Annotated in this window: 13 protein-coding genes and 2 pseudogenes; 12 read left to right on the forward strand and 3 right to left on the reverse strand. The window is 66.1% G+C overall.

Features of this window, described 5'->3' with window-relative positions; translation table 11 throughout:
* Positions 1 to 10: 10 nt before the first annotated feature.
* Positions 11 to 166: pseudogene (locus CHU93_RS18220) on the forward strand (transcriptional regulator domain-containing protein); the annotation flags it as partial.
* Between the two features lie 13 nt (positions 167 to 179).
* Positions 180 to 755, forward strand: a complete 576-nt coding sequence (locus tag CHU93_RS17825) for a DUF2285 domain-containing protein (protein WP_243375074.1) — start codon at positions 180 to 182, stop codon at positions 753 to 755.
* A gap of 121 nt (positions 756 to 876) precedes the next feature.
* Here the strand turns inward: CHU93_RS17825 and CHU93_RS01485 are convergent, their stop codons facing one another.
* Genes CHU93_RS01485 through CHU93_RS01495 form a run of 3 tightly spaced genes read right to left on the reverse strand, consistent with a single transcriptional unit; the run spans position 877 to position 3,708 of the window.
* Positions 877 to 1,818 carry an ornithine cyclodeaminase family protein gene (locus CHU93_RS01485; protein ID WP_165768554.1) on the reverse strand — a complete coding sequence of 314 codons (942 nt, stop codon included), beginning with the start codon at positions 1,816 to 1,818 and terminating at the stop codon, positions 877 to 879.
* Between the two features lie 46 nt (positions 1,819 to 1,864).
* Positions 1,865 to 3,085, reverse strand: coding sequence for an aminotransferase class I/II-fold pyridoxal phosphate-dependent enzyme (locus CHU93_RS01490; protein ID WP_207759182.1), 1,221 nt, complete (start codon positions 3,083 to 3,085; stop codon positions 1,865 to 1,867).
* Positions 3,082 to 3,708: a helix-turn-helix transcriptional regulator gene (locus CHU93_RS01495; RefSeq protein WP_094472446.1), complete on the reverse strand. Its 627-nt coding sequence runs from the start codon at positions 3,706 to 3,708 to the stop codon at positions 3,082 to 3,084. The genes CHU93_RS01490 and CHU93_RS01495 overlap by 4 nt, the downstream gene beginning before the upstream one ends.
* Before the next feature lie 249 nt (positions 3,709 to 3,957).
* On the opposite strand from CHU93_RS01495, the gene CHU93_RS01500 reads away from it, so the two are divergent.
* The 10 genes and pseudogenes from CHU93_RS01500 to CHU93_RS01545 form a co-directional block, all read left to right on the forward strand.
* Positions 3,958 to 4,239, forward strand: coding sequence for a helix-turn-helix transcriptional regulator (locus CHU93_RS01500; RefSeq protein WP_011579870.1), 282 nt, complete (start codon positions 3,958 to 3,960; stop codon positions 4,237 to 4,239).
* Between the two features lie 37 nt (positions 4,240 to 4,276).
* Positions 4,277 to 5,311 carry a replication initiator protein A gene (locus CHU93_RS01505; RefSeq protein WP_243375076.1) on the forward strand — a complete coding sequence of 345 codons (1,035 nt, stop codon included), beginning with the start codon at positions 4,277 to 4,279 and terminating at the stop codon, positions 5,309 to 5,311.
* Positions 5,308 to 5,946, forward strand: a complete 639-nt coding sequence (gene parA / locus CHU93_RS01510; RefSeq protein ID WP_094472448.1) for a ParA family partition ATPase — start codon at positions 5,308 to 5,310, stop codon at positions 5,944 to 5,946. The genes CHU93_RS01505 and parA overlap by 4 nt, the downstream gene beginning before the upstream one ends.
* Positions 5,943 to 6,182: a ribbon-helix-helix protein gene (locus CHU93_RS01515; RefSeq protein ID WP_094472449.1), complete on the forward strand. Its 240-nt coding sequence runs from the start codon at positions 5,943 to 5,945 to the stop codon at positions 6,180 to 6,182. The genes parA and CHU93_RS01515 overlap by 4 nt, the downstream gene beginning before the upstream one ends.
* Positions 6,179 to 6,694, forward strand: a complete 516-nt coding sequence (locus CHU93_RS01520; protein ID WP_094472450.1) for a DUF2840 domain-containing protein — start codon at positions 6,179 to 6,181, stop codon at positions 6,692 to 6,694. The genes CHU93_RS01515 and CHU93_RS01520 overlap by 4 nt, the downstream gene beginning before the upstream one ends.
* A complete protein-coding gene (locus CHU93_RS01525) occupies positions 6,691 to 7,236 on the forward strand; it encodes a S26 family signal peptidase (RefSeq protein ID WP_094472451.1) in 546 nt (181 codons plus the stop codon). Before CHU93_RS01520 ends, CHU93_RS01525 begins: the two co-directional genes overlap by 4 nt.
* Before the next feature lie 45 nt (positions 7,237 to 7,281).
* Positions 7,282 to 7,620, forward strand: coding sequence for a DUF736 domain-containing protein (locus CHU93_RS01530; RefSeq protein ID WP_094472452.1), 339 nt, complete (start codon positions 7,282 to 7,284; stop codon positions 7,618 to 7,620).
* Between the two features lie 99 nt (positions 7,621 to 7,719).
* Positions 7,720 to 8,388 carry a lytic transglycosylase domain-containing protein gene (locus CHU93_RS01535; RefSeq protein ID WP_480935831.1) on the forward strand — a complete coding sequence of 223 codons (669 nt, stop codon included), beginning with the start codon at positions 7,720 to 7,722 and terminating at the stop codon, positions 8,386 to 8,388.
* Positions 8,389 to 8,635: 247 nt separating this feature from the next.
* On the forward strand, positions 8,636 to 10,399 hold the full coding sequence (locus tag CHU93_RS01540; RefSeq protein ID WP_094472454.1) for a relaxase/mobilization nuclease domain-containing protein: 1,764 nt from the start codon (positions 8,636 to 8,638) through the stop codon (positions 10,397 to 10,399).
* A gap of 27 nt (positions 10,400 to 10,426) precedes the next feature.
* Positions 10,427 to 11,263, forward strand: a pseudogene (locus CHU93_RS01545) (type IV secretory system conjugative DNA transfer family protein); the annotation flags it as partial.
* Positions 11,264 to 11,303: the final 40 nt, after the last annotated feature.

Consider the following 11,303-nt stretch of genomic DNA (forward strand, 5'->3'; position numbering starts at 1 on the left):
TTCTCAGGAGTTGGAGCCTCCGGCAAACCCGGCGCGGTTCATCTCGCCTGAACTCGCCTGGGAATGGCTGCGCCGGAACGAAGACTATCAGCGCGACTTCGCGGCAGTTCAGACGGAGCCGAACACCGATACCGCAGCGACAGAGGCGGCGACGTCTCGATGGGGGTTGCGATTTCCTGGTGTCGCCGGCCCTCGATGCCAAAGAGGCCGCGCCCATCTGGACGCCCGCGGTGAACACCGGCGCCGTGATTCTGGCCGCGCTACCCGCCATCTTACTGCAAGACTCCAGCCCGCCTGTCATTGAGACGCAGGCCCCTGGTCAGTCAGACGCGCAGGGCTCCCACTGCCTTCACACCCTCAAGAACGGCGAACGGATTCAGATTCTGCGCCTCGGCGGATTAGGCGCGGACGAAGGCGCGTCGGCCGTCATTCCGCTCGGCCCCGAAGGCTTCGATCGGCTCGAAGCCGTCGTCCGTCTCCTGAGTTCGCTCCATGGCCGCGCGATCCCTGCCGACACGCGGCTCACGCGGCAGCAACGTCAACGTGCGCGACGGATGTTGCAGGCTGTGGACGGTCGTCTCAGCGGCGCCAGCTACCGCGAGATCGCGGCGGCACTGTTCGGCGCGCGCGACCTCGCCGATGAACCCTGGAAAACATCCTCGCGCCGGTTCGCCACCATGGACCTCGTGCGCGGCGGCCTCGCCATGATCGCCGGCGGCTATCGACGCCTGCTGAGTCATCGCCGTCGACGCTAGAGGCAACAGGCAAACAACCCGTTAGTTGTGATGTGTGTAATCGCCATATTTGGCTAACACGTGTTACACCAGAGTACAGCACTTCGAAGTAGATCTGTAAATAATTCGCGCACAAAGCGCTCTACCGCCAGTCATCGGAGCGAGATAATGCCAACCAACACGCTTGAGCTGCCGCGACGTCCTGCGTCGCGATGCCGGTAAGGTCGACGATGGTGACACCTGCTGCCCGGCTCGCCCCCTTTGTCTCAGATTTCAAGAGGAGTTCGCCGATCCGTTCAAGACGGCCGGCGTCGATGCCACTGTCCTGCAACTCACCATGATCAAGGCACTGGGCAGGGTCGTCGCAGATGATACGGTCAGCCCTGTGCAGCAATGCCCGGTCGAGTTCCCGCTTGCCCCGCGCGTCGGCACCGATGGCGACGATTGCCGTGCCATCCTTGACGTCGCTGTTCATCAGCAATGGCGTGAAGGACGGCGTGGTGGTTACGATCAGGTCGCTCTGAGTTGCGAGATCGGAGACGCGTTCAGCAACGGCCGCTTCGATACCGCTCGCCCGCAGATCTGCCACCAACTGCCCCGCCGCCCCGGGTCGGCGGCCCCAGACAAGCACCCGGGAAACCTGCCTGTGCGCCGCAATCCAGCGCGCCTGCAAGCCCGCCTGGATTCCAGTGCCGAGCACGCCCAACGTGTCGATCCGCTCAATGCCGGCCGCCTCACTGGCAAGCACGCCTGCGGCGGCCGTTCGCGCGTCGGTCAGCCAGCCCCGGTCTTCGAGCAGTGCCACGGGTTCCCCAGTTTGCGCCGACATCAGCAACACGAGCCCGTTGCTGGATGGCAGGCCGTGTTGTGGGTTGCTATAGAAGCTGGTTGCCACTTTGATGACGAAGTACGTAGACGCTTCGTCATGCCCCCACTTCACGTGGCAATCACCGGCCCGCGCGCCGCCGTCCCCAGCGAAGGCGAGGTGCGAGGTGAGCGCCTGACGCACGCGCCCCGAAGCGTGCGCCATGAAACCGACGCGCACCGCCTCAACGATGCGCCCGGGCGTTGCTACAGCGCGCACCTCCTCATATGGGACGACCCTCATACCCGGCCCCATCGATTTCTTCTCAGGGCCGATTGCTTCGAATGAAGGCGCGCATTGCGGCCAGGCCGTCGTCCAGGTTGGATCGGCCGTAGCCGATGCGGAAACGATCAGTTGGGGTGGGCGTCAGCGCCGAGGCATAGATCGAGGCCGGTAGCAGAACGGCACCGGCTTCTTCCACCAGGCGCCGACAGAACCGCTCCACACCGTTGGCCCCCTTGTAGCGCGGGAACATGACAACGCCGCCGTCAGGCTCATAGGTCTCGAACAGCTCGGGAAATTCGGCAAGGAAGGCCGCCACTTGGGTATAGCCCGCCCGCGCCACGGCGCGGGTGCGCTCCAACACAGTCTTGCGATGTCGGAGAGCAACGAGCGACAGTCGCTCGGATGGTGCGCTGTTGCAGATGGAAAGGTAGTGCTTTAGACGCACCATGCGTTCAAGCAAGTCGCGATCCCGACAGGCAATCCAGCCAACTCGCAAGGCCGGCAGGCCGTAGGCCTTGCTCATGACATTCAGCGACACGCCCCGCTCATAGGCATCGACCGCCTGCGGCAGGCGTCTGGCCGGATCCCGCTCGATCAGGCGGTAGACTTCATCCGAAAACAGCCAGATACCGTGCAGGCGGCACAGCGCCACCAGGTCGTCGAAGCGGTCCCGCTCCAAGATCTTCCCGGTCGGGTTATGGGGGAAGTTGATGTACACCACGCGCGTGTTCGGCCGGATGGCTGCCGCTACCTGGTGCACGTGCAGCGTCCACGCTTCCCGTTCGTCAAGCGCGACCCCCGTGGTGGCGCACAGCGACAACGGCACCGTCTCCGCCGACTGGTAGTTCGGCGTCACGACGATCGCATGGTCGTCAGGACCGAGAAGGGTGCGATATAGGCAGTAGACGCCTTCTTCCGCGCCAGCAAAACATAACACGTCCTCCGCCGCACAGCTGTCATAGGTTTCTGCAATAGCGGCCCTCAGATCCGGCGCCCCATACGGTTCTGTGTAGGACAACCGAGTGTCGAGCAGGACGTCAAGCGCGGCGTCGCCACCAAGAGCCAGCAGCTCGCGTACCGTCAGCGTCTCCGCATCGGACGCCGTCATGTGGTGACGCGCTGTGAACTCCCAGCGGCCCAAATAGGTCTCCAACTTGAATTCAGGCAGCGCCGTCGAGCCGATCCCGTCGCTTTCTGCGGCGCGCATGGCCATCGCATCGGAGGCGGAAGCGGCATGTGCGCCGTGGGACACCGCGTTCATGCGACTTTCCTTTCATGAAGACGCGCCGCCTTCAGGCGCTTGTAGAAGGTGGCCCGGGAGCAACCGAACAGGTCTGCCACATGATTTGCGGCGCCGCGGACGGCGAGCAGGCCGCGCCCGTCGAGCATCAAGATCAACTCGGCCTGTGCCCGGGTATCGAGGCCGGCCAATGTGGCGCTCCGAGCAGACAGGAAGTCGGCCACGACGGCATTCACGACCTCTCGCCAATCCGACGGAAACAGCGCCTCGGCCCGTAACCGCGCCACCGGCGGCTGCAGCAGGGCGTCAAGCGCCAGCCGCGCGGTTTCGAACGCCGATACGTCCATGTTGATGCAAAGCAGGTATGCCGGCATGCCTTGGTCAGTTCGCAACACCACCGACACGGACTTGAGCGGTCGCCCATCCCAATTGGCTTTCGCGTAAGGACCGATCACATCTCCGGCGAAGGGTACAAGATCACCCATCTCACTCAAAGACGGATCGCCAACCCGCCGCCGTGAGAAGTTGCCCGCGATATGGACGATGCGGTCCGCAAGAAGATCGTGAACCACCGCCTCGACATTCGGCCTAAACAGCGCAGCGAGCGCATCGGCAATGGCGAAGGACCAATCAACCAAGAGCATGCTTTCAACATGTCACCATAGATACCATTTGTCAAGTTTAGACTTTCTGTCTCAATGGGATGTTATGGCTCATTCGGCTGATGTTCCGTCTCAGCCCACACTATGACGGTGGGGCACCTTCTAACTGAGCCGGTGTGAGGATTTGCTCCCGCAAGCTTCCCACTCCCTCCGCAACTTCGCGCTCCGCCAGGGTAGCCGCCAACCGCCGCTGTCCCCCTGCGGCTCTCGCGCAACCTCGGAGGCCCGATCATGTCACCCAATGGCGCCGGCGTGCCGCAACGCTTTCTCCGCACGCCTGAAGCGGCCCGCTTCCTCGGTCTCTCGGATCGCACGCTCGAGAAGCACCGGACCTACGGCACCGGTCCCGCCTATCGCAAGCTTGGCGGGCGCGTCGTCTACGCGCTCGAAGACCTGAAAGCGTGGGCTGACCGCGGGTTTGTCACCTCGACGTCCGATCCGCGCGGGAGTGTCCTTCCCGCCAAGCGCCATGCCGCCGTCACGCCTGCCTTCGGCGGCGGCCAAGCCCGCTGAGCCGTCCGACATGTCCCCGCGGCAGCGCCCCCTCTCCTTGAGCGAACGATCGCGGCTCGACCCGTTCGTCGTCGCCACCGGCGACGCCAGTCCGCGCGACCAGCGCGATCTGATGGAGCGGCCCTTCTTCTCGCTCGCCAAGGCCAAGCGTACCTCACCGATCCACTACCAAGCCGGCGACATCCGCGTCGAAGTCTTCGCGGTCCCCGAGCATGGCATGGCGACCATCTGGGACGCAGACATCTTGATCTGGGCCGCGAGCCAGATCGTCGAAGCCGCAAACCTCGGGTTCCAAACGTCACGCTTCCTGCGCTTCACGCCGTATCAGCTCCTGACCGCCATCGGGCGCCAGACCGGATCGCGCGACTATCGGCTTCTCAAGGGCGCTCTCGCGCGCCTTCAGTCGACGGTCATCCGCACCACGATCCGCAACGGCGAGCATTGGCGGCGTCAGCAATTCTCCTGGATCAACGAGTGGGGTGAGTGCACGACGCGCGATGGCCGCGTGGAGGGCATGGAATTCGTCCTGCCCGACTGGCTCTATCGCGGTGTCATCGATCGCTCGCTCGTGCTCGCCATAGATCCCGCCTATTTCCGACTGACCGGCGGCATCGAGCGCTGGCTCTATCGGGTCGCCCGCAAGCATGCCGGCCGTCAGCCCGCAGGCTGGACCTTTGAAATCGCACACCTTCACGCCAAATCGGGCAGCCAGGCGCGTATCTCCGACTTTGCCATCGACATCCGCCGCATCGTCGCCCGCCAGCCGCTGCCCGGCTATCGCTTGGCGCTGGAGCGCGCCGGTCGTCAGGAACGCCTGCATATCCGCCCCATCAATTTGTCCACAGGCTCTGTGGATGGCGTTGTGGATGCGTTCGAGACTTCGGGCGCAAATGGTATCGGGATTTCGGGCGCAGCCGCCTCGGGACTTCGGGCGCGCGGATCGCAACTAACCCTCTCGCCTGAAACGGCGATTCGGAGCCTTAACTTAGAATCTAACAACGAATCTAACTTCTTGTTGGAGCGGGGCGACGGTGGAAAACCACCCCGCGGCCGACGGAGCGCGCGGTCATGATCGTCGCGTTGCTCAACCAGAAGGGCGGAGTCGGAAAAACGACGCTCGCCCTTCATCTCGCCGGCGAATGGGCGAACCGCGATCAACGCGTCATGGTCATCGACGCTGATCCGCAGGGCTCTTCACTCGACTGGTCCGAAGCGCGCGCCCGTGAAGGCCTGCCCCGCCGGTTCGCCGTCATCGGACTGGCGCGCGACACCTTGCACCGCGAAGCGCCCGAACTGGCGCGCGGCGCCGATCATGTGGTGATCGATGGTCCCCCGCGCGTCGCCGGCCTCATGCGCTCGGCCCTGCTCGCCGCCGATCTCGTCCTCATCCCGGTTCAGCCGTCGCCCTTCGACGGATGGGCGTCAGCCGAGATGCTGGCGCTGCTCCGCGAAGCACGCCTGTTCCGCCCGTCGCTTGTCGCTCGGTTCGTGCTCAACCGCTGTGGCGCGCGCACCATCATCGCACGTGAGACTGCCAAGGCGCTCGCCGAACACGATCCGCCGGTGCTGGCGAGCGCGATCGGCCAACGCGTCGGCTTCGCGGATGCCGCGCAATCCGGCCGCCTGATCTCGGAGCTCGATGGCCAGCGTGCCGGTACGCGCGAGATCGCCGCGCTCTGCGCCGAAGTTGGAAGGCTCGCACCATGACCAGGCGCAGCTTCGCCGCACGGCCCGGCGACCCGGACACCTGGATCAAGGCCGCCGACGATCCGCGCGGCCGCAGGGCTGACGCCATCGCCTACACGGCGCGCCTCACGATTGACGTCACGCCGGACCTGCGCGGTCGGATCAAGGTCACTGCGTTCCAGCGCGGCCAAACTGTGGCGGACATGCTGCGCGATCTCCTCGCGGACGCGTTTCCTGCCGAGGGGGACGCGCCATGAACGGACGGGCAATTCATGGCGCAGCGGGCGTTCGGCCGTCATCACCTTCCGGTCGGCTCACCGAGGTCGAACTGGTTTGGCGCGAGAAGCAGATCGAGCACTGGATCCGCTTCGGCCATGCGATCCACGAGCAGATCCTCGATCGACGGTGCCGCATCCTCAGCTTCCCCGCCGGAGCTGTCTTCGCCTTCGTCCGCTGGGCATCGAATGGCTTTGGCACCGTCGTCTCGCGCATCGACATCCTGCGCGCCGTCCGTGCGGGCGACGGCTATCAGACGCTGCCCTCGGTGCGGCCCGGTGGTGAGATCCTGCTGCAAACGAGCGGCTGGCCGAGCGTCGAACGCGTGCTGCTTCTGATCGACGCGATCGAAGCGCTCGGCATCGATCCCACCGAAGCTTCCCCTGAGTATTGGCGCCATGTCCATAACCGGCTCACCGCCGGGGACGCCCCGCGATCCTACTCCCGACAGCAGCATCGCGCCTGGCGCTTGCGACAGAGGGCCGAGCCATGACGCGCGCCGGCTACCTGTTGACGGCCACTGGCGCCGCGCTCCTGTTGATCCCGCTGGCGATGGTGCACGTTGCACCGCGGCTCGTCTGGAACGCATCGGCCAGCGTCCCGGTCGGCCTCTATGAGATCGGTTCGACTACGCCGCTCGAGGTCACCGACCTTGTCGCGGTCAATGCGCCGGAGCCGCTTGCCGCCTTCCTCGCGGACCGGGGTTACCTGCCGCGCGGCGTGCCGCTCTTGAAGCGCGTTGCCGCACTTCCCGGGCAGACGGTCTGCCGTTCGGGTGCCGCCATCACCGTCGACGGAATTGCCCTCGGCAATGCGCTCGACCGCGACCGTCTGGGGCGCACGCTGCCCATCTGGAAGGGCTGCCACCAGATCGGCACGAACGAACTCTTTCTCATGAACATCGGCGTCCGAGACAGCCTCGACGGCCGCTACTTCGGGCCTCTCGCCGTCACCGCCGTGATCGGTCGGGCTACGCCCCTCTACACCGACGAAGACGGCGACGGTCGCTTCGTCTGGCGCGCGCCGACGCGGTGACGGCGCAGCCATGACCCGTTCCACCGCATCGCCAAGGAGGTTGCCATGACCCTGATCGGAGAATTCACCCGCACCAAGAGCGGCTATGGCGGCCGCATTCGCACAATCGCCCTCGACGCCGCTCTGGTGCTCGTGCCGGCGGAGCACTCCGACGCCGAGAACGCGCCCGACTATCGCGTTCACCTCGGCGACGACGCCGATGGGCCGGAAGTGGGCGCGGGGTGGAAGCGCACCGGCGAGAAGGCCGGCGAGTATGTGTCGTTGCAGCTCGACGATCCGACCTTCGCGCAGCCAATCCGGGCCAACCTGTTCCGGTCGGCCGACAACAAATCAGCATGGGGTCTCTACTGGAACCGGCCGACCAAGCGCAGCGAGCGGGACTGACCGATGCGCGTCTCCCGTCGCCAGCCCGCTGCCGGAGCGAAAGGGGCCGCCCGCCGACTGCCCTTCCTTCTCCTTTCCGGCCTGGCCTTTGCCGGCGCGATGCCCGCGCCGTCTCTGGCGCAGACCTCGGTCATCGAGCGACCCGCTGCAGGCTCGCCCTACGCGCAAGCGGTCGCCGAGGCAGCACAGCGGTTCGGCATTCCCGAGCGCTGGATCTGGGCGGTCATGCGCGTCGAGAGCGGCGGTCGCGTCCGCGCGGTATCGCCCAAAGGCGCGATGGGTCTCATGCAGATCATGCCCGCGACCTGGGCGGATCTGCGGGCGCGACACGGTCTGGGGGCCGATCCCTTTGACCCGCGCGACAACATCCTCGCCGGTGCAGCCTATCTGCGCGAAATGCATGACCGCTACGGCGCGCCGGGCTTCCTCGCGGCCTACAATGCCGGCCCCGGGCGCTACGATGACTATCTCTCGGAAGGTCGCGCGCTACCCGCCGAGACCGTCGCCTACGTGGCCGCGATTGCGCCGTTGATCGGCAGTGATCCGCTCGCTGCCGGCGTCGCTGTCGCGACCGTCGATCCGCTCGCCTGGACTCGGTCACCGCTGTTCGTCGCGCGCTCCGACGGCAGCGTTGCAGCAGAACGATCGCAGCCCGATCGTCAAAGGAACGGCAGCCGAACGGCCGATCCGCAGCAACCCCCAATCGCCCGTTCGACGCAGACGGCAGGCATCTTCGTGACCCGCGCCGATGATGGAGGGCGCCCATGACCAGAATCGCATTCCAGCGCGGTGTAGCGAGTTCCCGGAAAGAGGCGGCATGGGGCGGTTGGGGCGAAGCAGACACGACCAACAGACGGCGAGATAAAAGCGGCTCGCCACTCTCACGCAAGCCATTGCTTTCGCATGGCTTTTCACGTGCCGGTCGGTCGGGAGCAGTGCCGGTTCCGGCTATTTTCCACGCTATTTCAAGGACATTGCCGGCACTGCCCGGCGTTTGGCCCGCCGGAGGCCGGCGATGAGCGGCGGCGACAGCGACTTTCGGGTCCGGCCGGGCCGTATCGGTTCGACGCGGGCGCCGAAGCCCAAGAGCTTCATCAACCAGGTCCTGCGCGCCGCCAAGCGCTCGGGGCACGTCGGCATTGGCGGCGGTCCGCGCCGCAAGTCATCCGGCTATGGCCGTTCGAGCTTCGGGCGCGGACGGATCGCGTTCAGCCGCGCGCGGCTTTTCAGCTCGTCGCGCCGCGTCGTCGTCAAGGCGCGGATCGCGCGCCATCAGGGCCGGGCCTTCCGGTCTGCGCCGCTCAATGCCCATCTCTCCTATCTCAAGCGCGATGGCGTCACACGCGACGGTGAAAAGGCCGTGATGTTCGATGCCGACAGCGACCGCGCCGATGACGCCGGCTTCGCCGCGCGCTCGAAGAACGACCGGCACCATTTTCGCTTCATCATCTCGCCCGAGGACGCCGGCGAAATGACGGACCTGCGCGCCTTCACGCGCGACCTCGCGCGCCAGATGGAAGCTGACCTCGGCACCCGGCTCGATTGGGTCGCTGTCGATCACTGGAATACCGACAATCCCCACGTCCACCTGCTGGTGCGAGGCGTTGACGCCCAGGGCGCCGACCTCGTCATCTCACGCGACTACATCAGCCGCGGCTTGCGATCTCGGGCCGAGGATCTCCTGTCGATCGAACTCGGCCCGAAGCCGGAGCACGAGATCAAGACGGCGCTCGAGCGCGAAATCACGGCCGAGCGCTGGACGCGCCTCGATGTCGAGATTCGCATCGCCGCCGACGAAACCGGCTTCATCGACCTTCGTCCCGAGCAATCCGGCACCGCTGATCCCCAGACCCGCCGGCTCATGATCGGCCGGCTCCAGCACCTGGAGAAGATGGGCCTCGCGTCATCCGCCAGCCCCGGCGAGTGGATGGTCGGCCTCGACGCCGAACGCCATCTGCGCGACCTCGGGCTTCGCGGGGACATCATCAAGACCATGCACCGCGCCTTCGCCGAGCGCGGTGAGGATCGCGCTGTCGCCGACTATGTCATCGAAGGCGGCAGCGGACAGGCGCCGATCATCGGGCGGCTGGTCGATCGCGGCCTGCACGACGAGCTGACGGGCGAAGCCTATGCGGTGATCGACGGCACCGACGGCCGCGCCCACCACGTCCGGTTCCGCGGTGTCGAAGCCTTCGAGCATGCGCCTGCGATCGGCGGCATCGTGGAGGTTCGGCGCTTTGGCCGAGCCGATGAGCCGCGCCCGACGCTTGTTCTCGCCCCCCGGTCAGACCTCGAACTCGGCCAGCAGATCAGGGCGCCGGGGGCCACCTGGCTTGACCATCGGCTCGTGGAGGCCGACCCCATGCCGCTGTCGATGGGAGGCTTTGGGCGAGAGGTGCGCGACGCCATGCAGGCACGGGCCGAGCATCTCGCCGACCAAGGCCTCGGTCGCCGCCAAGGCCAGCGGATCATCCTGCAACGCGACCTCCTCGCAACGCTGCGGCGGCGCGAACTGGATGCGGTCGGGGCGCGCCTCTCCGCCGAGACCGGACTGGCGCACATGAAACCGACCGCCAGTGATCAGGTCGCGGGCACCTATCGCCAGCGTCTCGACCTCTCCTCCGGCCGCTTCGCGATGATCGACAACGGCCTCGGCTTCCAGCTCGTGCCCTGGTCCCGCGAGATCGAACGCAAGCTCGGCCAGCATGTCGCCGGCGCCGTGAAGGACGGCGGCGGCATCGAATGGGGCCTCGGTCGCAAGCGCGGGCTCGCCCTCTAGCAAGCAAGGAAGAAAGGACCGCCGCCGATGTCTGCGACGAAAATCCTCTGGGGCCAGATCACCACCGTGTTCCTCATCGTGCTGCTCACGACCTGGGGCGCGACCCAATGGACCGCCTGGCGGCTCGGCTTTCAGGCGCAGCTCGGCACGCCTTGGTTCGAGCTGGCGGGTTGGCCGGTCTACTATCCACCCGCCTTCTTCTGGTGGTGGTACTTCTACGACGCCTATGCCCCGCCGATCTTTGTCGAAGGCGCAATGATCGCCGCTTCCGGCGGCTTCATCTCCATCGCCGTCGCAATCGCGATGTCGGTATGGCGTGCCCGTGAGGCGAAGAACGTCGAGACCTATGGCTCGGCCCGCTGGGCTGAAATCCGGGAGGTGAAGGCAGCAGGCCTGCTCGGACCCGATGGCGTCGTCCTCGGCAAGCTCGGCGACGCCTATCTCCGGCACGACGGACCGGAGCATGTCCTGTGCTTCGCGCCGACGCGATCGGGCAAGGGTGTCGGTCTCGTCGTCCCCACGCTTCTCACCTGGCCGGGCTCTGCCATCGTCCACGACATCAAGGGCGAGAACTGGCAGCTGACAGCCGGCTTCCGCGCCAGGCACGGCCGCGTCCTGCTGTTCGATCCCACCAACGCGAAGTCGGCCGCCTACAACCCGCTCCTCGAAGTGCGACGCGGCGAGTGGGAGGTCCGCGACGTGCAGAACGTCGCCGACGTTCTCGTCGACCCCGAGGGCTCGCTCGACAAGCGCAATCACTGGGAGAAGACGAGCCATTCGCTGCTCGTCGGCGCCATCCTGCATGTGCTGTACGCGGAGGAGGAGAAGACGCTCGCCGGCGTCGCCGCCTTCTTGTCGGACCCGCTGTGAGTGCTGGACGTAATCTCCCCATAAGCGCTGGATG

It is taken from the genome of Sandarakinorhabdus cyanobacteriorum, assembly GCF_002251755.1.
Classification (GTDB): domain Bacteria; phylum Pseudomonadota; class Alphaproteobacteria; order Sphingomonadales; family Sphingomonadaceae; genus Sandarakinorhabdus; species Sandarakinorhabdus cyanobacteriorum.

What these genes read in the sequence shown, in the direction of transcription:
- CHU93_RS01490 (WP_207759182.1), bottom strand. Translation starts at nt 3,085, where the DNA reads ATGAACGCGGTGTCCCACGGCGCACATGCCGCTTCCGCCTCCGATGCG.
- CHU93_RS01495 (WP_094472446.1), bottom strand. Translation starts at nt 3,708, where the DNA reads ATGCTCTTGGTTGATTGGTCCTTCGCCATTGCCGATGCGCTCGCTGCG.
- CHU93_RS01500 (WP_011579870.1), top strand. Translation starts at nt 3,958, where the DNA reads ATGTCACCCAATGGCGCCGGCGTGCCGCAACGCTTTCTCCGCACGCCT.
- parA (WP_094472448.1), top strand. Translation starts at nt 5,308, where the DNA reads ATGATCGTCGCGTTGCTCAACCAGAAGGGCGGAGTCGGAAAAACGACG.
- CHU93_RS01515 (WP_094472449.1), top strand. Translation starts at nt 5,943, where the DNA reads ATGACCAGGCGCAGCTTCGCCGCACGGCCCGGCGACCCGGACACCTGG.
- CHU93_RS01520 (WP_094472450.1), top strand. Translation starts at nt 6,179, where the DNA reads ATGAACGGACGGGCAATTCATGGCGCAGCGGGCGTTCGGCCGTCATCA.
- CHU93_RS01525 (WP_094472451.1), top strand. Translation starts at nt 6,691, where the DNA reads ATGACGCGCGCCGGCTACCTGTTGACGGCCACTGGCGCCGCGCTCCTG.
- CHU93_RS01530 (WP_094472452.1), top strand. Translation starts at nt 7,282, where the DNA reads ATGACCCTGATCGGAGAATTCACCCGCACCAAGAGCGGCTATGGCGGC.
- CHU93_RS01535 (WP_480935831.1), top strand. Translation starts at nt 7,720, where the DNA reads ATGCCCGCGCCGTCTCTGGCGCAGACCTCGGTCATCGAGCGACCCGCT.
- CHU93_RS01540 (WP_094472454.1), top strand. Translation starts at nt 8,636, where the DNA reads ATGAGCGGCGGCGACAGCGACTTTCGGGTCCGGCCGGGCCGTATCGGT.